This window comes from Ohessyouella blattaphilus, assembly GCF_024721265.1.
GTDB classification, from domain to species: domain Bacteria; phylum Bacillota; class Clostridia; order Lachnospirales; family Lachnospiraceae; genus Aequitasia; species Aequitasia blattaphilus_A.
Genome location: NZ_JAMXOC010000011.1, coordinates 69,345 through 89,294, shown reverse-complemented (window position 1 = coordinate 89,294; position 19,950 = coordinate 69,345). Strand labels below are relative to the sequence as shown.

Genomic DNA, 19,950 nt, shown 5'->3' with positions numbered 1-19,950 from the left:
GCTTTAAAGTAGTTTCTAGAGCGAATTAGAGGATTGATAATGAATTGTTATCCCTTTACCTAAAGGGTGCTCCCCCCCTCTGCCGAGAGAGCTTACAGGGTCGTTCTACTGGAGAGGGTGAGGTGTTTCCAACTCTACATTTTTTTTATAAAAGGGGGGGGGATAGAACGCCACACCTTATTACTGACAGGGAGCTAACAGGGTGCAAAACCTTGTAATTAGAGGGCTTGTAGTTTAACGTGATTACAAGTTGACACGCAACGGACACACAAAAACTGTGCAAAAAGCAACGTGATACGGGGAATGAACTGCCTTAGTAAGGCGGTAAAGTGACAGGGTAAATTAAGTGTAATTACAAAAAAATACCATCTACCCCAAGACGTTGATAGTCAATGGCAGCAGTTAGCAAGCAAACCGCAATTTGATTATTGTTAGATTATTGAGAACCTGCTCTCAGAGGGCATAGAAAAACCACCAACCGTAATATTGATTGGTGGTAATGCCTAACTATCTCTTTTCATGGTTTCGTCAATGGCACGGTTGATAAAAGCGGTAGTGCTTTCGCCTTGTGCTTGTGCGTGACTTTTAATTAATTCACGCTTTTCGGGGGTCATTCGCACTTTAACCTCAACAAATCGTTTCATGTATTTCTCATTTGCCATTTTTTGAGCTTCAGTAAAGCCTCTATACGTATTCTTTTCTTTGTTATCCATGTTTTAAGCTCCTTTTGTTGGTTTTACCCCTTTCTTTCTGAATGGGGGCGTAATGTATAAAGTGCCCACTTCACCTTACAATAAAAGTATATCACTAATCAATACATACGACCATATACAAAGTAGACAAATATACTCCCATATACAAAAGCAAATCTGTGGCTATTGTCAATAGATATATGCGACCATATACAGTATAATGTACTTAGATACAAAAGAACAAGGCAAAGCGAAGTGGCCGCAAGGCGTACCGAAGACTACTAAACATAATACCGGGATAGGATAAGGGAGATTGGGAAGGGCAAAGCCCTAGATATTTAAAGCCTACCGGAGCTAAAGCCACCAACGAAAGGGGTACATTATGGGCGAAAGAGCAATTCTTAACAGAGTAAAGAAGCTAAAGGAACTGGAAGCGCAGGCAAAGGCTATTGAGGCTGAAATGGAAGAGCTGAAAGCAGAGATTAAGCGAGATATGGAAGCCAAAGGCATAGAAGAGCAGCAAGCAGGCGATTTTGTTGTTAGGTTTAAAACTATTATTGGTAATCGGTTTGATAGCAAGACATTTAAAGCAGAGCATGAGAACTTGTATAGAGCGTACACTAAAGCCACAGAGAATAGGAGATTTTCAATCGCATGAGAAAAACAATAGAGTTAGATAGCTTATTGACTGATATTAAATCAAGCGTAAATAAGGCGAAGGCTGCACAGAATTATTTAATAGAGGACTATTTTGAAATTATAGACGAAAAATTACTTGCGTATTATCAAGACAAGGCAGGCAACCACAACGATATAGTAGCGGACTACTTAAGCAAAATATCAAAGGACATAGAGGAAGCGCAAAAGGTGCTAGAAACTGTTTTGAATAATGAAAGGAGTGCAGAGCATGGACGCTATTAGTCAAAAGCAAGCAGAAGCCGTACAAAAGGTATTGGAGCTTGTAATGAAAGTAAAGGCGAAAAAGATAGGAGGCTGCAACTTTATATTTAATAATTTAGACAATGTGATAGAGTTTCATTATTATCCATACCATTCTAAACCGCCAGTATATAGTAAAGGCGTTTCCCTAAATGATGTGTTATGGCTAACAAATATTCAAGTCCTCATAAAAGATGTTGAAGCAATTATTCGAAATTCCAAGTATAACAAGGAGCCAAGCCAGTGGAAAATATTAAACCCCATAAACTAGAGATAGAAAACGCTAAGTATTTAGACGGTACTTTCAGAAACACAAAACCCCTAAAGAGCGGCAACTCTAAAGGGGTAAAACAAATCTAACCCAATACACACAATGCAAGGGCTACAATGATTATACACTGTCTTGTAGCCCCTTTGCAAATGAAAGGAGTATATAAAAATGGCAGTTGATAAGAGAAATAGGAAACTCCCAAAAGGGATAAGGCAGCGATACGACGGCTTTGAAGGGCGGTTCATGTACAAGGGTGCAAGTTACTTAGTACACGGCGATACAATTACCGCCACCCAAAAGGAAATGACAGAACTTAAGTACAAGCTAGAGCATGGCATATTTGTAGAACAAAGAAAGGTTACTTTGGAAGCGTGGTTTGATACATGGATAAGGGAATACAAGGAAAATAGAGTGAAAGCGGGGACGATTAGAACTTATAAGGATTGCTTTTACATAATTAAAGACAGGATAGGCAAGCAATACCTAACCGACATTAGAGGGGAGCATATACAGAAAGTATATAATGACCTGCTTAAAGAGGGGTATTCCATCAGCACTATAAAGCTCGTATCAGCTCTTTTAAGCGGTCTTATAAAGCAGGCGTTAAGGAATGGTTTAATAGAGCGTAACCCGGTATTACTGGCAGAATTGCCAAGGGAAGTCGAGAAGAAAGAAAGGCGAGTAATGACAAAAGCAGAGCAAGAGCTTTTCATGAAGTATGCTAAAGACAGTTATTTGTATAACTTGTTTGCCTTGATGTTACGAACAGGGATAAGAGGCGGCGAAGCTAGAGGACTTAAATATTCGGATATTGATAAAAAGAAAAGAGTGCTGAAAATTCAAAGGACGTTAAAAGTTGCTGAAAAAGGAAGCAAGGAAAAGTATTGTGAGGACACACCAAAAACAAAGACATCACAAAGAGATATACCGCTAACTGGTGAAATATTGGAGATACTGGAAGCGCAAAGAAAGTTTTGGAACTTTAGGGTAGAGAAGATAGACCGCTATTTGTTTTGTACAGAAAAAGGAGAGGCTTTAAACGTTAGAAGAATGCAATCAGAAATAGACGTGATTATAAAACGAATGAGAGCGGATAAAATAGAGTTTGAAAGAATAACGCCCCACGTATTCCGCCATACATTCGCCACTAGAGCGATAGAAGCAGGAATGCAACCCCAGGTATTAAAGACGATACTAGGGCATAGTACGCTTGCTATGACAATGGACTTATATAGTCACGTACTCCCGGACACTAAAGCGAACGAGATGGAGAAAATAGCAGGGGCATTTTAGGAAAAGTCCAAAAAAAGTCCAAAACAGAACGAATAAAGACAAACTACAATAAATAGCTAAAGCCTTACAACCCTTGTAAAAAGGGGGTTGTAGGGCTTTGATAAACTTCTTTAAATTATGCCAAAGATAAGATATAATTAAGGAATAAGATTGAAGAGGAGGTATTGCTTATGAAGAAATTATTTGAGTTTAAGACAAGAACGATTGTGGCAACCGGATTAGGGGCAGCTTTATTTATGCTTTTATTTATGTATATTAAGATTCCTACCGGAATTCAGGAAACGGATATTAAGACAGCCTATGGAATTGGCGCTTTCTTTGCCGCCTTGTTTGGACCGATTGCCGGAGGACTAATTGGTTTTATCGGACACGCACTATCGGACGCGATTCTTTACGGTTCGCCGTGGTGGAGCTGGGTTATCGCTAGTGGAATTACTTGCTTTGGTGTTGGTTTTGTTTATCCCAAACTACGGATTGAAGAAGGCATCTTTGGAATGAGTGATATTATTCGCTTTAATGTGGTACAGATTATTTCTAATCTTGTGGCCTGGGTAGTTGTAGCGCCAGTATTAGATATTGTGATTTACGCAGAGCCGGCGAATCTAGTATTCTTACAGGGAGTGGTAGCTTTTATCTCTAACTCCATTTCGGCCGGTGTAATCGGTACGATTCTGCTGGTGATTTACAGTAAGACCAAATCACAAAAGGGTAGTTTATCAAAAGAGGACTAAATAAAATAAAAAAAGCTGTTACCAAGAAAACCATTGGTAGCAGCTTTTTTTGTCTTTATAAAGTGGTAAATAAGTCAAGGACTTGACCGGTCATTACCGGCGGGGCGTCGCAGAGGAGATAGACGCAGGCTCTGGCGACAGAATCGGCGCTTCCCATAGCTACACCGTCTTGACCGACGGAGTGGTTGTAGGCTCGCTGTCCTGGGGTATCGAGGATGCCTGGTGCCACCGCATTTACCCGAATGCCGTACTCCTGGGTCTGAATGGCAGCGGTTTTGGTCATGGTGACAATACCGCCCTTAGCCACAGCGTAACCGCCCATCTGGGAGGCAATGCGTCCCATCCGGGAGGAGATATTGACAATCTCGCCAGCCCTAGCTTTTATCATTTCCGGAATGACATGCTTCATGCACAGGAAGGGAATGTTTAGATTGGTTTTAAGAATTTGTTGCCACTGTTCCATCGGCCACTCCCACAATTTGATGGCTTGGGTATCTCTATCCTTGTAGATTTCCTGAGGATAACCTCCCGCGTTGTTGATGAGAATGTGGATGGCTTGTCGCTTTGCGAGCACGCAGGCTACCATTTCTGTCACTTCTTTTTCCTTCGTTAAGTCTGCACAGTAGTAGGCTCCTTGTCCGCCGGCAGCCTCAATTTGGGAGAGGGTTTCCTTTAGATCGGCTTCGGTTCGGGCGATGCTGTAGACGTAAGCACCCTCAGCGGCTAAGGCAAGGGCGATTTCCCGTCCGATACCTTTTCCAGCGCCGGTGACAATAGCGGTTTTATTTTCTAAACGTTTCATAGATTATTCCCTTCGTTAGATCGTTTTAATGGTATCAGAAATAAAAAAGTTTACATCAGTTGGATAAATATACGCTTCTCCGATGTCCTTTAACAGAATCAGGTTTAGGGCGTTATTTAGATTCTTCTTATCCAAACCGATGGTGGCAATTAGCTCTTCTAGGGGAAGACCACATTCATAAGGGAGGCCATAACGGAGGAGCACCTCTTTAATAGCTGCTGCGCTGCCTTTCGGGCTGAGGCCTTTCTCTTCAGCGAGACGGGTAATCTGGTACATCCCGATAGCGACAGCTTCGCCGTGGCTCTCTCTTTTGTAGTCGTAATATTGCTCGATTGCGTGGGCAAGGGTGTGCCCGAAGTTAAGGAGCATCCGTTCGCCCTTATCAAAGGGATCTTTTTCCACGATTTTTCGTTTGCAGTCCACACAGTTACCGATAATTTCTGTTTGCAGTCCCTTAAGGTCGTGAAAACCTTGATGGTTCCGAAGGGTCTCAAAGAGCTGAGGCTCGCGAATAAGCCCGTATTTAATCACCTCGCCCATGCCGTCACCCAAATACTTTTCTGGCAGGGTAAGGAGGGTGTCTGGATCAATTAAAACCAGCTTTGGCTGGTAGAAAGCACCTACTAAGTTCTTGCCCTCAGGGATGTCGATGGCTACTTTACCGCCTACAGAAGAATCCACTTGGGCTAGTAAGGAGGTGGGAATTTGGACAAAGGGTACTCCGCGTAAGTAACTAGAGGCCGCAAAGCCCACGAGATCGCCGATGACCCCACCGCCTAGGGCGATAATGAGATCGCTACGGGTCATTTTGGCCTTAGCGAGCTGGGCGTAAATACCGGGAAGGCTTTCAAAGCTTTTGGTGGGTTCGCCGCTTTTTAAAACCAGGTGATGACAGCGATAGCGCTCTTCTAAGCTGGCTAAAAGAGCGGGTCCGTAAAGAGGAAAGACGTTGTCATCGCTAATTAAGAAGATACGTTTGCCTGAAAAAATCTCTTCTATGTAAGGGGTTACCTTAGATAGAAGAGTGTTTTGAATTTGAATCGGATAGCTATCTTTTCCTAGTGCTACGTGTAGTTCCATAAAGACTCCTTTTCCTTCGCCGATTTACAGAGACTTGCCAGTGGCGCTAGCAATGGCGCGAATCTGGTCCACAAGCTCGGTAAATTTAGCGGGTTTAAGTGACTGAGCACCGTCGCAGAGGGCGTTCTCAGGGTCGTTATGGACCTCGATCATTAGACCGTCGCAGTCAGCGGCTACGGCCGCTTTCGCCATAGATTCTACTAACCACCAGCGACCGCCGGCATGGCTTGGATCGACGACTACTGGTAAGTGGGTCATCTTGCGTAGGACGGGAATCGCTTGTAAGTCTAGGGTATTGCGGGTGTACGTCTCGAAGGTACGGATACCCCGTTCACAGAGGATCACATTTTCATTGCCTGAGGCCATAATGTATTCAGCGCTCATTACCCATTCGTCATAGGTGGCGTTTAGTCCTCTTTTTAGGAGAATCGGCTTATCGATGTCTCCTAAGTGCTTTAATAAGTCGAAGTTCTGCATGTTTCTAGCACCGATTTGAATCAAATCCACGTGCTCGTTAAAGTCGTCTAAGTATTCAGCGGACATAAGCTCGCTGACAATAGGAAGTCCCACTTCTTTTTTTACTTCGGTCAAAATCTTTAAGCCGTCAAGTCCCATACCTTGGAAGGCGTACGGCGAGGTTCGCGGTTTGAAAGCGCCGCCGCGGAGCATGTTGGCGCCAGAAGCTTTGATTTCCTTGGCGATTGCTAGCACCTGCTCGGTGGATTCCACGGAGCAAGGACCAGCGATTAGCGCCAGATGGCCGGCTCCGACTTTCACTCCGTCCACATCGATAACGGTGGCCTCCGGATGGAAGGCTTTATTGGCCAGTTTATAAGGCTCTTGAACGTGCATAACCTTATCTACGGCTTCATCTACTTCAAAAAGCTTAGGGTCCAGTCTCGTGGTGTCGCCGATACAGCCGATAATCGACATTTCCGCACCTTCTACTAGATGGGTGGCTAAGCCTCTTTTTTCTACTTTACTGATGACCCGAGAAATATCTTCCTTGGTCGCTCTTGGTTTCATTACAATAATCATGATTGTTCCTCTTTATTCTTGTGTGCAATATCAAAATGTTTAACGACAATATTACTCTAATTGAGAATAGATGTCAACATTAGTATAAGTTTTTTAAAGCCTCGATAATCTGGGGTAAATCCATGCCGTGAGAGGCTTTAACGAGGACGTTGTCACCGATTTCGATATATTTTCTCATTTCGTTGATAAAGGTATCCTTATCGGGGAACCAGTGAACTTCCGTATGCTTATGCTTGCCTCTAGCAGCTTCCACTAAATGCTTCGATAAGGGACCGATGCCGTAGATCCGGTTGATGCCAAGAGAAGCCGCGTAAGCACCTACTTCGGCATGAAGTGCCGCTTCTTCCGGACCGAGCTCGCCCATGTCCCCTAAGACGGCGACTTTGCGACCGATGCCAAGGGCTAGCACATCGAGGGAGGCCTTCATGGACACCGGATTGGCGTTGTAGCAGTCATCTAAGATAATCAGATTACCGGTATCGATTAGATGGTTGCGACCGGCAAGGGCCACGAAGCTATTTACGCCTTCTGTTAGTTCTTTGGTACTAAGTCCTAGGGCTTGGCCGATGCCGCAAGCGACGATGGCGTTTTTTACCATATGGATACCGGGAGCCGGAACATGGACGTAAAAGGCGTTGCCATTTGGTAGGTGCATCAGGCACTTGCTACCTCTAAGGCCCAGGGATTCCACGTGGGTAGCGTAGAGGTCGTTGCCTTTTTCCAAGCCGTAGTAGCAAGGAGTGGTGCCGTGAACGGTAGCGATTTGTCTAAGGAGATCATCATCGCCGTTTAAGAAGATGCGTCCGGCTTCCTTGATATCTTCTAGCATAGAAGATTTTTCTTTAAGGATACCCTCTCTCGTTTTAAAGAACTCTAGATGAGCGATACCGATATTGGTAATTACACCGATATCAGGCCCTGCCACCTTTGAGAGTCGGCGCATTTCGCCAAAATGATTGACCCCTAGCTCCAGAACGGAGATCTGATCGCCTTCCTTTAAGGTAAAAATCGATAAGGGCAGGCCCCATTCATTATTAAAGTTCCCTAGGGTTTTGTGGACCTGGTACTTGGTGCTAAGGACAGCAGCCACCATCTCCTTGGTGCTGGTCTTGCCCACGCTGCCGGTAATGCCGATTACCTTTAAGTCGGTAAAAGAGTCCCGATAAGCGCTGGCGATATCTAGAAGGGCTTGTCCCGTATTTTTTACCAGGAGATAAGGAAAGTCGGTAGTTCCTAAGTCCTGGTGGGAGATCACTAGGAGTGCCCCGGCGCTGATGGCCTCGGGGATGAATTGGTGAGCATCCACGTTTTCGCCGTCAATGGCCACAAAGACCACGCCTGGCTTTACTTTACGGCTGTCGATTACAATATCGTCCACTTCCGTATTTAGAAAGTTGTCATTGATACGTTCGGTATTTCCCGAAAAAGTTCCCTCACAAGCCTTCATTATGGCATTTAAGGTAAAGTGTCTCATGTGTTTTTCCTCACTCTTTTTATTGATAGCGGAGCTTTAAAGATTCTTCGATAATCGCTTCGCAGAAGTCACCGTAGGCCATGCCAGCAGCAGAAGCGGCTAGCGGAATTAGACTGGCTGGGGTCATGCCTGGTAGAGCATTCATCTCGAAGCAGTAGATCTCGCCGTCACTTTCATCTACGATAAAATCGGCTCTTGCATAGACTTCCATGTGAAGTACTTCATAGGCAAGCTCGCAGGCCCGTTGTATTTTCTCACAAGTTGCCTGGTCAATAGAGACTGGTGGGCAGATTTCCTGAGCTCCGCCGGTTTGGTATTTATTGGCATAGTCGAAGCTTTCGTCCTTAGGAATGATTTCCACTAGGGGCAGGGCCTTGCCACCGAAGACCGCACTGGCGAACTCTCGGCCTTTAATATAGGGTTCAACAATGATTTCATCCTCTGGGTAATCGGTAAAGGACTGCTTAACCGCTGCCTCATACTCTTCCTTAGTGTGGCAGATATAGACGCCGATACTAGAACCGTTGTTGCAAGGCTTGACGACCAGCGGTAGGTAATAGCCCAGTTCTTCTAGAGGGGTATCCTTGGTTTCGTATTTTAAAGAGGTGCCTCTAGGGGTGGGGACACCGGACATCTTAAAGATCTGCTTGGCCACTAGCTTATCCATAGAAAGGGCGCAGCCAAGGGAGCCGGTGCCGGTGTAGCGTACGCCTAATAAATCAAAGGCGGCCTGAATCTTTCCATTTTCGCCCACAGAGCCGTGAAGGGCCATAAAGGTAATGTCCGCTAGAGAACACAAGTCGATGACATTTGGTCCAAAGTAAACTCGGCCGTCATCCACTCTTCTAGAAGCCACTTCCTTAAGATCGGGGATGGTAGTCTTGATGCCATCGCTGATTCCCAGTCCGCCGTCTGGCAGAGTGAATACCTCTGTTAACTTATCCTTGTCATACTCCAGACCGAGATACACATCTAAGAGAAAGGCATCGTGCCCTTTCTCGCGAAGGGCTTTACAGATAGAGGCTCCGGAGGTTAAGGAGACATCTCGTTCCAAACTTAATCCACCTGCTAATACAATAATTTTCATAACTTTCACGCTCCTAACCGAGTTTGTTTAATAACTCCTGCTTTACATCGTATAGTTTCTGAGAGAGATCCACAAATACCGGGTGGGGATAGAACAGACGCTTCGTTTCATCCCAAAGGGTATCCTTCTCCTGCTGACAGTAGGCGGCAATTTCTTTGACGGAAGGGGAGTGGTAGATGCAAGCGCCGTCTTTGAAAATCGGCGTCAAAAGCTCCCGGACTTCGTAGGTGCCACCTTTCATCAAGGTTTTTTTCCAAGTGTCAATGGGGTCGAAGAGGAGCAAGTCATCTTCGCTATTAAAGGTCTCATCGGCAAAGCTGATTAAGTCAGCCTTGATTTTACCGCTTTCTTTTTCGTAGATGCGATGGACGGTTTTGTCCCCAGGGTTCGTAATCTTCGCGCTGTTCTCCGAAATCTTTATCTTAGGGATAAAGTTTCCGCCCCCGTCGCTTACGGCTGCTAACTTATAGACGCCCCCGAAAGCGGGGCAGTCTTCGGAAGTGATTAAGTTGGTGCCCACTCCCCAGCTGTCTATTTTCGCTTGCTGCATTTTAAGGTCGTGAATTAAGTATTCATCTAAGTCATTAGAAGCGGTAATATAGGCTTCCTGAAGACCGGCACTGTCTAGCATCTTGCGGGCTTCCTTAGAAAGGTAAGCCAAGTCCCCGCTATCCAGGCGGATACCGAAGCGCTTAAGAGGCGTATCCGAAGCCTTAAACTCCTGGAAGACGCGAATGGCGTTAGGAACGCCAGACTTTAAGGTGTCATAGGTGTCCACAAGCAAGGTGCAGTTATCGGGATAAAGGCTAGCGTAGTGCTTAAAAGCCGTATACTCGTCTTCAAAAGTCATAATCCAGCTATGGGCGTGGGTGCCCATGACCGGAACGTCAAAGGCCTGGCCAGCCAGAACGTTAGAAGTACCCACACAGCCAGCAATCATCGCGGCTCTAGCACCAAAGATACCGGCATCGGGTCCTTGGGCCCGGCGCAGACCAAATTCCATCACCCCGCTACCGGCGGCGTAGACAATGCGAGAAGCTTTGGTGGCGATTAAGCTTTGGTGGTTAATAATATTAAGGATGGCCGTTTCCACTAGCTGGGCTTCTAGTATCGGGGCAATCACCTTTACTAGAGGCTCTTGAGGAAAGACCACCGTGCCCTCAGGGATGGCGTAAATGCTCCCGGAGAATTTAAAATCTCTTAGGTAAGCTAGGAAGGGCTCTTTAAAGATTCCTAAGCTACGCAGATATTCCACATCGGCCTCGTCGAAGTGAAGATTTTTCACATAGTCGATGACCTGTTCAAGGCCAGCACAGATGGCGTAGCCGCCTTTGCTGGGGTTAGAGCGGTAGAACATATCGAAGATAACCGTCTCGGTCTGCTGCTTCTCAAAATATCCTTGCATCATGGTTAATTCATATAGATCGGTTAATAAGGTAAGATTCCGTGTATTCATGTGTTGTGCCCTCCTGGGGGGTTAGACTAAGGCGTGGTTGCGATTGATGGTTTCCTGAATAACATTGCGGCAGTGCTCCGCGAGGCCCCGCTTTTCTTCTTTACTTAAGTCCTTAGGATAAATCGGCTCGCCGTATTCGATAATCACGTGGGTCTTCTTGATTCTCGGTAAGTGTTCTTCAAAGATGAAAGCGCTGTTATTAATCGCTACCGGAACGATGGGACAGCCGCTTTTCTCGGCAATTTTAAAAGAACCGGCGTGAAACTCCAGCATGGATAGTTCACTGCCACTATTTCTAGTACCCTCAGGAAAAATAAAAATAGAGATTCCCGATTTGATATATTCGATGGCTTGAAGAATCATTTTTAAGCCTTCTTTGGGATTGTCCCGGTCGAGAAAGAGACAATTTACCCGCTTCATCCAGTTCACTAAGAGAGGATACCGAAGCATTTCCTTCTTGGCTACGTAGCCAGTTAAGCTCTTCATCCGCTCATAGGTTAGAATAATGTCGAAATAACTGCGGTGATTACCAATATAAAGAACGGGTTCATCAGGAATCCGCTCTTCGCCGATGACCGTTAGCTCCACGCCAGAGAGGCGACGAATAACGCCAAAAGCCCACTGTACAAGGGAGAGGGAGCTGTGATCGGCAGTTTTCTTGGAAACTTTCGCTAGCAACCATTCGGCGATAAGAACCGGAATGGAAAGAACTAGAAAAAGAACGAGAAATATAACAACGATAATAAAACGTAACATTTTGTATCCTCCGTAGCTGAATTGTTGCTAAAACATTTCTTTACAGTATACAAGAGATTGATTTCTAACGCAATCTCACGTATAATAAGAGAACTGTATACAAAAAACAAAAGTCTGTACAATCGAGGAGACTACTGATGGAGAAGATAACCGTCCGCGTACCGGGAAAAATTAACTTAACCCTTGATATTCTGGGGCGTTTCGCTAATGGCTATCACGATTTGCAAATGGTGATGAGCTCGGTCTCTCTTTATGACGAGATTACCCTTGTTAAAAAAGAAGAAAAAAATATTTCTGTTACGGTGGATAAGAGGGACCTTCCTGTGGATGAACGGAATCTAGCGTACCGAGCAGCGGCCCTTTTAATGGAAGAATTTGCCCTTACCGGTGGGGTGGAGATCGCTATTAAAAAGCAGATTCCCATCGCCGCCGGCATGGCTGGTGGTAGCGCCGACGCCGCTGGCGTTCTAAAAGGGATGAACAGCCTCTTTGAGCTGGGTTTAGAACTTCCCGAATTGCAGAAGCGGGGATTAACCCTGGGTGCCGACGTTCCCTTTTGCCTACTGGGAGGGTGTGCCCTAGCAGAAGGTGTAGGTGAGCGACTAACGCCTCTAGAGCCCCTTCCTAGGGCCTATCTAGTTCTGGCAAAGCCAGACTTTGCGGTTTCCACCCCCTGGGCGTTTGCTCAGTGGGACAAAGAACCGACCAAAGAGCGCCCCGATTTGGCAGGCATGTTAGCGGGGATCAAAGAAGGCGATATCCGCCAGATTGCCGCCAAGCTTGGCAATGTCTTAGAAGGGGTTACTGGGAGAGAATACCCGGTTGTCTGGGCGATTAAAGAAAAAATGAAAGAATACGGTGCCCTAAATGCCCTGATGACGGGCAGTGGTCCGACGGTCTTCGGGATCTATACGGAATTAGAGCAGGCGAAGCGCGCGCATACGGTTATTAAAGAAAGCCGTATGGCAGGAGAAGTACATGTGGTGAAATTAGGAGAATGGGAGGAAGGAAGATGAGCACATCATTTGAAGCAAATATGAATGACTATTTACCTCTTAGGGATGTCGTTTTTAATACTCTTCGGCAAGCGATTTTAAAAGGCGAACTAAAGCCAGGTGAGCGCCTGATGGAGGTGAAGCTTGCCAATAAGTTAGGCGTTAGCCGGACACCGATTAGAGAGGCGATTCGGAAGCTCGAGCTAGAAGGCTTGGTGCGGATGATTCCCAGAAGAGGCGCTGAGGTAGCAGAGATTACGGAAAAATCCCTATTAGACGTGATGGAGGTGCGCAAGGCCTTAGAAGAGCTGTGTGTGGAGCTGGCCTGCGAACGAATGACGCCAGAGGAGATCGAAGAACTAAGGCAAGCGGCTAAGGATTTTAAACAGATTGTGATCAGCAAAGATATTACGAAGATTGCCGAAAAGGATGTTCAGTTTCACGATATCATCTACCAGTCAACGGAGAATAACAAGCTGATTAACCTGCTGAATAACCTCCGGGAGCAGATGTACCGGTACCGAGTAGAGTACTTAAAGAGCGATACCGTCTATCCCCAGTTAATAGCGGAGCATCAAGAGATTATCGATAACATTGAAAGTCGCAACGAAGAAGCGGCAAAGCGAATTATGGGTAGCCATATCGCCAACCAAATCGAAGCCGTTAGGCTAGCGATTCGTAAAAAACAGAAATAGGTGAAATTGTGACAGACTTTTTAGTGAAACATTTTGTAAAGGATTATCAGGCGACGGAGAAAGCCGGGGTTCGCCGCGATTATGGGATTTTGGCTAGTATAGTGGGGATTTTCTTAAACTTCCTGCTCTTTGGCGGCAAGCTCCTGATTGGGCTTTTAATCCACAGCGTTTCGATTATGGCGGATGCTTTTAATAATTTATCGGATGCGGCCTCAGCATTAATCGGTTTTGTGGGCATCAAGATTGCCAATAAGCCGGCAGATAAAGAGCATCCCTTTGGACACGGGCGAGCCGAGTACATTACCGCCCTGGTGGTGGCCTTTGTGATTATGCAGGTAGGCTTTGATTTCCTTAAGGATTCCTTGGCGGGGATTAAGGAGCCCGGGGAACTTAAATTTTCTCTAGTGGCGGTGATTTTCCTCGGTATCTCCATTTTGACGAAAATCTGGATCTTCTACTTTAACCGGAGTATCGGTAAGCGGATTCACTCTCAGGTGATGATGGCCACAGCCACCGACGCTCTCGGCGACGTCTTTGCCACCAGCGCTACGGCGCTAGCGGTGCTAGTGTACCGCTTCTGGGGCGTTAACATCGACGGCTACGTGGGGCTTCTGGTCTCCCTCTTTGTTCTCTGGGCCGGTCTTGGCATCGCCAGGGATTCGGTAGCGCCTCTTATTGGCGAGGGCAGCAGTGAGAAAGAGCAGCAGATGATGCAGGACTTTGTGGAAAGCTATGAGGGCGTCCTTGGTAGCCATGACCTGATTATTCATAACTACGGACCAGGCCGGAGTATGGGTTCTGTTCACGCAGAAGTTAGCCGGGCCATGACTATGGAAGCAGCCCACGAATTAGTAGACCGGATAGAAAAGGATGCGTATCTGCAGCTAGGTATTTATCTGGTGATTCATACCGATCCGGTGGCGGTAGGCGACGAGCAAAGTACTAGCCTAAAGGAAAAAGTAGGTGGGATTTTAAGGGAGCTAGATCCAGACGTAGAGATTCACGATTTTCGTCTGGTAAAGGATGAAAAAGGAGATAAGTTAATCTTTGAGCTGGATTTCCCTGTAGGCTATCCTGCCGATAAGGCTCAGGAGATTAAAGAAAACGTGAAAGCGCGGCTATTAGATAGCGGCGAGCGTTGTCGCATTAGTATCGATCGCAATTTTAGTAGAAGTTAGTTAGGAGAGAGTATGAAGTATTCATTTAAGGGAAGGGTTCGCTACTCGGAAGTAGCGGCGGATAATCGGTTATCCCTTCCAGGCATCGTCAATTACTTTCAGGATTGTAGTATTTTTCAGTCAGAGACCATTGGCCACGGGATCGAATTTTTGCAGAAGGAGAAGCGGGGCTGGGTGCTGTCCGCTTGGCAGATTGTGATTAACCAGCGCCCGACCTTAGCGGAAGCGGTAGAAGTATCCACCTGGGCGACGGGCTTTGATAAGCTTTATGGAACGAGAAATTTTGTCCTGGCAGGTGAGGAGAGGACCTTTGCTTATGCCAATTCCATCTGGGTGTATATGGATTTGGAAAAAGGTCGGCCGATAAAGGTAGAGCCAGAAGAGATGGCGGTCTATCAGGCGGAAGCACCTCTTACGATGGCGCTAGAGCCGCGAAAGATTAAGGTGCCGGAAGACGTAACATTTGTCAAAAGCTTCCCTGTTCGCCGGGACCAGATCGATACCAACAATCACGTGAATAATAGCCAGTATATTAGCATGGCCGCAGAGTGTCTAAGGGACCCGGACGATACCTGGCAGATTCGCGCAGAGTATAAGAAATCGGCAACCCTTAGCACCGAAATTCACTTGTATCAGGCAGAAGATCAGGAAAATGTCACTGTCGACTTAAGAGATGCCACCGGTAATAGCTTGGCTGTTGTGGAGTTTAGGAGAAGAGGATGTTAGCACAGAAAATAGGAACGTACGTAGAATTACCAGTAGTAAAAATTGTGGATTTTGGGTTTTATCTTGGAAGTGAAGAGGATAAGGTGCTGTTACCAAAGAAAGAAGGCAGTAACCTAAGTGAAGGAGAGGTAGTCAGCGTCTTCCTCTATAAAGACTCAGAGGACCGCTTGATTGCCACTACCCAGAAGCCCAAGCTACAAGTGGGCGAGTTAGCCCTCTTAGAAGTTAAGGAAGCTACGAAAATCGGCGCCTTTTTGGACTGGGGCTTACCAAAAGACTTGCTCCTTCCCTATAAGGAACAAACGGGTAAAGTGCAGGCCGGCGATCAAGCCTTAGTGGTGCTCTATGTGGATAAAACAGGGCGACTAGCGGCAACGATGAAGGTGTATGAATACCTAGAAAAAGACGCGCCTTACCAGAAGGACGACGAAGTCCAGGGAATCGTCTATGAAAAGAGCGATAACTTTGGGGCTTTCGTGGCGGTGGATTACCGGTATTCGGCCCGGATTGCTAGCGATAGCGGCGCAGGGGGTGTGGATGTAGGCGATGAGATAACGGCTCGGGTAGCCAGTGTCCAGCCAGACGGGAAACTTAATTTAAGCCTGCGGAAGAAGGCGTATTTGCAGATGGACGATGATTCCCAGATGATTATGGCGAGAATCGAGCTTCTTGGGGGAAGTTTACCGTTTACCGATAAGGCGCCAGCAGGGCGAATTAAGGAAGAGTTTGGTCTCAGTAAGAACGCCTTTAAGCGAGGGGTCGGTCGTCTTTTAAAAGAAGGAAAAATCAGGATTACAGAAACATCTATTGAAAAAATCTGAAAATTTATATATAATCATGAGTATAAGACAAAAAACAAGGAGGAATTACCAATGAAAGTTGAAAATATTACCAATATCGAAAAGTTTTTTGAAGTGGTTGATAGTTGTAAAGGAAAAGTAGAGCTGGTAACCGGAGAAGGGGACCGCTTAAACCTTAAGTCAAAATTATCTCAATACGTATCTATGGCCAATATCTTTTCTAACGGCGAGATCCCTGAACTTGAGATCATCGCTTACGAGAAAGAAGATATCGACAAATTAGTTAACTTTATGATGAATGGTGACTAATGAATAAGGAAAACCTATAAGGAAAAGACATTCTATGAGGGTGTCTTTTTTTTGTGGAAAAAAAATGGTATAATTAGAGGGTCGACCGTTTGGTTCATGAGAAAGTTGAGTGAGGTATGAGTTTTGCACATTTGCACGTCCATACAGAGTATAGTTTGTTGGACGGTTCTAATAAAATAAAAGAATGTATCAGCCGGGTTAAGGAGCTGGGAATGGATAGCGTCGCCATCACCGATCATGGGGTGATGTACGGCGTCATCGATTTTTATAAGGAAGCGCTAGCCCAAGGGATTCGCCCTATTCTCGGGTGTGAAATCTACGTTTCCCCAGGGTCTCGCTTTGAAAAAGAAGCCCTAGGAAATGGCGATGATCGGTATTATCACCTGGTGTTACTTGCGGAAAACCTGGTAGGCTATCATAACCTGATGAAGATTGTTTCCAAAGGCTTTACGGAAGGGTATTACTATAAGCCCCGAGTAGACCTAGAGGTGCTGGAGCGCTATAGCGAGGGGATTATCGCCCTTTCCGCCTGCTTAGCTGGCGAGGTTCAGCGCAATATCCTGCGGGGCATGTACGAGGAAGGCAAAGAGGCCGCTTATCGGTATCAGCGGATCTTCGGAGAAAACAATTTCTTTCTCGAGCTTCAGAATCACGGGATGCAGGAGCAGGAGTTAGTGGCCCAAGGCCTCGTTAAGATGTCAAAGGAAACGGGGATTCCCCTAGTTGCCACCAACGATGTTCACTATACGTATGCCGAGGATGTAAAGCCTCATGACATCTTGCTTTGTATTCAGACGGGAAAAAAACTGGCCGATGAAGATCGGATGCGCTACGAAGGGGGTCAGTATTATATTAAGTCGGAAGAAGAGATGAGAGCTCTCTTCCCTTACGCCCAGGAAGCCATCGATAATACGGCCAAAATTGCCGCTCGCTGTAACGTGGAGATTAAATTCGGTGAGACGAAGTTGCCGGAATACGATGTGCCGGAAGGCTATACCGCCACCACTTACCTACGAAAGCTCTGCGAAGAGGGCCTTATCCGCCGCTATCAGGAGCCGACGAAGGAGCAAAGAGAGCGCCTAGACACCGAACTTACTACCATCGAGCGGATGGGCTACGTAGACTACTTTTTAATTGTCTGGGACTTTATCAAATACGCCAAGGACCACGATATTATCGTGGGTCCCGGAAGAGGCTCGGCAGCAGGAAGTATCGTCTCCTACTGCTTAGATATTACCACGGTAGACCCTCTTAAATTCCAACTGCTCTTTGAGCGGTTCCTTAACCCCGAGCGAATCTCTATGCCGGATATTGATATTGACTTCTGCTTCGAGAGACGGCCAGAGGTGATTGAGTACGTGGTGGAAAAGTACGGCCACGACCGGGTGGTGCAGATTGCCACTTTTGGAACCATGGGGGCTAGAAGTGTTGTTAGAGACGTGGGCCGGGTGATGGATCTTCCTTACGCTATGGTGGATAAGATTGCCAAATTGATTCCTACAGAGCTGGGGATTACGCTAACGAAGGCGCTAAAGATGAACCCCGAGCTAGCGAAGCTAGAACGGGAAGACGAGCAGGCAAAAGAGCTAATTGAGATGTCTCTTCGCCTAGAAGGTCTGCCCAGGCACTCTTCGACCCACGCCGCTGGGGTGGTGATCTCTAAGCTGGCCGTCGATGAGTACGTGCCCTTATCTCTGGGAACAGACGGCGGGGTAACGACTCAGTTTACCATGACTACCTTAGAGGAGCTGGGTCTACTGAAAATGGACTTTTTAGGTCTGCGGACGCTGACGGTTATTCAAAACGCCGAAGCCCTAGCCAGCATCAGTGCCGGAAGGCAGATCGATATTAACGAAATCAGCTATGACGATAAAGAGGTGCTTGATTCCATCGGCACCGGGAAGACAGACGGTATCTTCCAGCTAGAAAGTGCCGGCATGAAAGGCTTTATGAAAGAGCTTAAGCCTCAGAGTCTAGAAGATATTATCGCCGGCATCTCTCTCTACCGTCCCGGACCCATGGATTTTATCCCTCAGTATATTAAGGGGAAGAATCATCCTGATGAGATATCCTACGACTGCCCAGAACTAGAGCCGATTCTAGAGCCTACCTATGGCTGTATCGTCTATCAGGAACAGGTTATGCAGATCGTGCGGGATTTAGCGGGATTTTCCATGGGACGTAGTGACTCCCTAAGAAGAGCTATGTCTAAGAAGAAGGCCGACGTGATGAATAAGGAGCGCCAAGCCTTTGTCTACGGCGATGAAGCCGAGAATGTACCTGGCTGCATTGCTAACGGGATTCCAGAAGCGGTGGCCAATAAGATTTATGATGATATGATTGACTTTGCCAAGTACGCCTTTAATAAGTCCCATGCGGCAGCGTACGCGGTGGTGGCTTATCAGACGGCCTGGTTAAAGTACTACTATCCTGTCGAATTTATGGCAGCGCTGATGACCTCGGTGATGGATAACGCCACCAAGGTCTCGGAGTATATCTACGCTTGTCGTCAGATGGGAATTGAGATTCTGCCGCCTGATATTAACAAAGGGTACGGTAAGTTCTCGGTGGATAACGGTAAGATTCGCTACGGTCTCGCTGCCATTCGCAGTATTGGCCGAAACGTTATCGAGAGCATCATCACCGAGCGAGAAGCCCGGGGAGAATTTAAGACGCTAAAGGACTTTATGGAGCGTCTCTCTGGCAAAGAGGTGAATAAACGGACGATTGAAAGCTTTATTAAATCCGGGGCCTTTGATAGCCTAGGGGGCAACCGGAAGCAGTTTATGATTATTTACGTCCAGATTCTCGAGCAGGTCAACCAGCAGCGCAAATACGCTATGACGGGGCAGATGTCTCTATTTGATATGGCAAGCGACGAGGATAAGCAGGAGTTTGACGTTAAGTTGCCAGAAGTGGCGGAGTACGAGGAAGATACGAAGCTCTCCTTTGAAAAAGAAATGCTCGGCGTCTACCTAAGTGGTCATCCTTTAGAAAAGGATATGAAGCGCTGGCAAAAAGGCGTCTCCAAGACGACCCTTGATTTTAAATACGACGAAGAGACAGAAAAGACTCGGGTAGTCGATGGCGCTAAGGAGATTGTCGGCGGCATCATTGCGGCGAAGACGATTAAATACACCCGGAACGACCAGATTATGGCATTTCTAACCTTAGAGGATCTCGCCGGCACCGTGGAAGTGGTGGTCTTCCCCAGAGACTATGAGAAGTATAAAGAGTATCTAGAGGAAGAGATGAAGGTCTTTATTAAGGGCCGAGTCTCCGAAGAGGATGAAAAGGATAGTAAGCTTATCTGTGAACAGATCATTCCTTTTGATGCCAAAGTAAAAGAACTGTGGTTACAATTTGCCGACAAGACCGAGTACTTATCCTTAAATCCTGAAGTGAGCAGTCTCCTGGCCTCGGCTAGAGGCCGAGTGGGTGTGGGTATTTTTCTGAAAAAAGAACGGGCCATGAAGAAGCTAAACGGAATGAGTGTGAATTTAACTCAGGACCTAGTAACCGACCTACAGAATCTCTTAGGAGAAGAGAATGTCAGAATACAAGAAAAAGCGATTGAAAACATGAGCCACATAGAGTAAGATAGATGAGAAAAAGAAGAGATTAAAGA

20 protein-coding genes are annotated in these 19,950 nt (G+C 46.3%); 12 read left to right on the top strand and 8 right to left on the bottom strand.

Annotation, left to right across the window (positions count from 1 at the left end; genetic code table 11):
• Positions 1 to 503: 503 nt before the first annotated feature.
• Positions 504 to 713 carry a type II toxin -antitoxin system TacA 1-like antitoxin gene (locus tag NHH16_RS08680; protein ID WP_262069203.1) on the bottom strand — a complete coding sequence of 70 codons (210 nt, stop codon included), beginning with the start codon at positions 711 to 713 and terminating at the stop codon, positions 504 to 506.
• Between the two features lie 361 nt (positions 714 to 1,074).
• On the opposite strand from NHH16_RS08680, the gene NHH16_RS08675 reads away from it, so the two are divergent.
• The 5 genes from NHH16_RS08675 to NHH16_RS08655 all read left to right on the top strand — a co-directional run bounded on the left by NHH16_RS08675 (position 1,075) and on the right by NHH16_RS08655 (position 3,926).
• Positions 1,075 to 1,350 carry a hypothetical protein gene (locus NHH16_RS08675; protein ID WP_262069202.1) on the top strand — a complete coding sequence of 92 codons (276 nt, stop codon included), beginning with the start codon at positions 1,075 to 1,077 and terminating at the stop codon, positions 1,348 to 1,350.
• Positions 1,347 to 1,613 (top strand): hypothetical protein, encoded by a 267-nt coding sequence (locus NHH16_RS08670; RefSeq protein WP_262069201.1) that lies wholly within the window; start codon positions 1,347 to 1,349, stop codon positions 1,611 to 1,613. Before NHH16_RS08675 ends, NHH16_RS08670 begins: the two co-directional genes overlap by 4 nt.
• Positions 1,600 to 1,902: a hypothetical protein gene (locus tag NHH16_RS08665; protein ID WP_262069200.1), complete on the top strand. Its 303-nt coding sequence runs from the start codon at positions 1,600 to 1,602 to the stop codon at positions 1,900 to 1,902. The genes NHH16_RS08670 and NHH16_RS08665 overlap by 14 nt, the downstream gene beginning before the upstream one ends.
• A 168-nt stretch (positions 1,903 to 2,070) precedes the next feature.
• On the top strand, positions 2,071 to 3,195 hold the full coding sequence (locus NHH16_RS08660; protein ID WP_262069199.1) for a tyrosine-type recombinase/integrase: 1,125 nt from the start codon (positions 2,071 to 2,073) through the stop codon (positions 3,193 to 3,195).
• 170 nt (positions 3,196 to 3,365) lie between these two features.
• Positions 3,366 to 3,926, top strand: coding sequence for an ECF-type riboflavin transporter substrate-binding protein (locus NHH16_RS08655; protein ID WP_262069198.1), 561 nt, complete (start codon positions 3,366 to 3,368; stop codon positions 3,924 to 3,926).
• Positions 3,927 to 3,981: 55 nt separating this feature from the next.
• Here the strand turns inward: NHH16_RS08655 and NHH16_RS08650 are convergent, their stop codons facing one another.
• The 7 genes from NHH16_RS08650 to NHH16_RS08620 all read right to left on the bottom strand — a co-directional run bounded on the left by NHH16_RS08650 (position 3,982) and on the right by NHH16_RS08620 (position 11,619).
• Entirely contained in the window at positions 3,982 to 4,728 is a 747-nt protein-coding gene (locus NHH16_RS08650) for an SDR family NAD(P)-dependent oxidoreductase (protein ID WP_262069197.1), read from the bottom strand.
• Between the two features lie 15 nt (positions 4,729 to 4,743).
• Positions 4,744 to 5,808 (bottom strand): 3-dehydroquinate synthase, encoded by a 1,065-nt coding sequence (aroB, locus tag NHH16_RS08645; RefSeq protein ID WP_262069196.1) that lies wholly within the window; start codon positions 5,806 to 5,808, stop codon positions 4,744 to 4,746.
• Positions 5,809 to 5,832: 24 nt separating this feature from the next.
• Entirely contained in the window at positions 5,833 to 6,846 is a 1,014-nt protein-coding gene (aroF, locus tag NHH16_RS08640) for a 3-deoxy-7-phosphoheptulonate synthase (protein ID WP_262069195.1), read from the bottom strand.
• A gap of 79 nt (positions 6,847 to 6,925) precedes the next feature.
• Entirely contained in the window at positions 6,926 to 8,320 is a 1,395-nt protein-coding gene (locus tag NHH16_RS08635; RefSeq protein ID WP_262069194.1) for a UDP-N-acetylmuramoyl-tripeptide--D-alanyl-D-alanine ligase, read from the bottom strand.
• A 19-nt stretch (positions 8,321 to 8,339) separates the two neighbouring features.
• Positions 8,340 to 9,407, bottom strand: a complete 1,068-nt coding sequence (locus NHH16_RS08630) for a D-alanine--D-alanine ligase family protein (RefSeq protein ID WP_262069193.1) — start codon at positions 9,405 to 9,407, stop codon at positions 8,340 to 8,342.
• 13 nt (positions 9,408 to 9,420) lie between these two features.
• Entirely contained in the window at positions 9,421 to 10,863 is a 1,443-nt protein-coding gene (locus NHH16_RS08625) for a nicotinate phosphoribosyltransferase (RefSeq protein ID WP_262069192.1), read from the bottom strand.
• A 21-nt stretch (positions 10,864 to 10,884) separates the two neighbouring features.
• A complete protein-coding gene (locus NHH16_RS08620) occupies positions 10,885 to 11,619 on the bottom strand; it encodes a lysophospholipid acyltransferase family protein (protein ID WP_262069191.1) in 735 nt (244 codons plus the stop codon).
• Positions 11,620 to 11,756: 137 nt separating this feature from the next.
• Here NHH16_RS08620 and ispE point away from each other — a divergent pair, with 137 nt between their 5' ends.
• The 7 genes from ispE to NHH16_RS08585 all read left to right on the top strand — a co-directional run bounded on the left by ispE (position 11,757) and on the right by NHH16_RS08585 (position 19,921).
• Positions 11,757 to 12,635, top strand: coding sequence for a 4-(cytidine 5'-diphospho)-2-C-methyl-D-erythritol kinase (ispE, locus tag NHH16_RS08615; RefSeq protein WP_262069190.1), 879 nt, complete (start codon positions 11,757 to 11,759; stop codon positions 12,633 to 12,635).
• Complete coding sequence (locus NHH16_RS08610; protein WP_262069189.1) at positions 12,632 to 13,309, top strand: GntR family transcriptional regulator; 678 nt, start codon at positions 12,632 to 12,634, stop codon at positions 13,307 to 13,309. Before ispE ends, NHH16_RS08610 begins: the two co-directional genes overlap by 4 nt.
• Before the next feature lie 8 nt (positions 13,310 to 13,317).
• Positions 13,318 to 14,487 (top strand): cation diffusion facilitator family transporter, encoded by a 1,170-nt coding sequence (locus NHH16_RS08605; protein WP_262069188.1) that lies wholly within the window; start codon positions 13,318 to 13,320, stop codon positions 14,485 to 14,487.
• A 12-nt stretch (positions 14,488 to 14,499) separates the two neighbouring features.
• On the top strand, positions 14,500 to 15,213 hold the full coding sequence (locus NHH16_RS08600) for an acyl-[acyl-carrier-protein] thioesterase (protein WP_262069187.1): 714 nt from the start codon (positions 14,500 to 14,502) through the stop codon (positions 15,211 to 15,213).
• Positions 15,207 to 16,034, top strand: coding sequence for a CvfB family protein (locus tag NHH16_RS08595; RefSeq protein WP_262069186.1), 828 nt, complete (start codon positions 15,207 to 15,209; stop codon positions 16,032 to 16,034). The genes NHH16_RS08600 and NHH16_RS08595 overlap by 7 nt, the downstream gene beginning before the upstream one ends.
• A gap of 51 nt (positions 16,035 to 16,085) precedes the next feature.
• Positions 16,086 to 16,322, top strand: coding sequence for a polya polymerase (locus NHH16_RS08590; RefSeq protein ID WP_262069185.1), 237 nt, complete (start codon positions 16,086 to 16,088; stop codon positions 16,320 to 16,322).
• A 116-nt stretch (positions 16,323 to 16,438) separates the two neighbouring features.
• Positions 16,439 to 19,921, top strand: coding sequence for a DNA polymerase III subunit alpha (locus NHH16_RS08585; RefSeq protein ID WP_262069184.1), 3,483 nt, complete (start codon positions 16,439 to 16,441; stop codon positions 19,919 to 19,921).
• Positions 19,922 to 19,950: the final 29 nt, after the last annotated feature.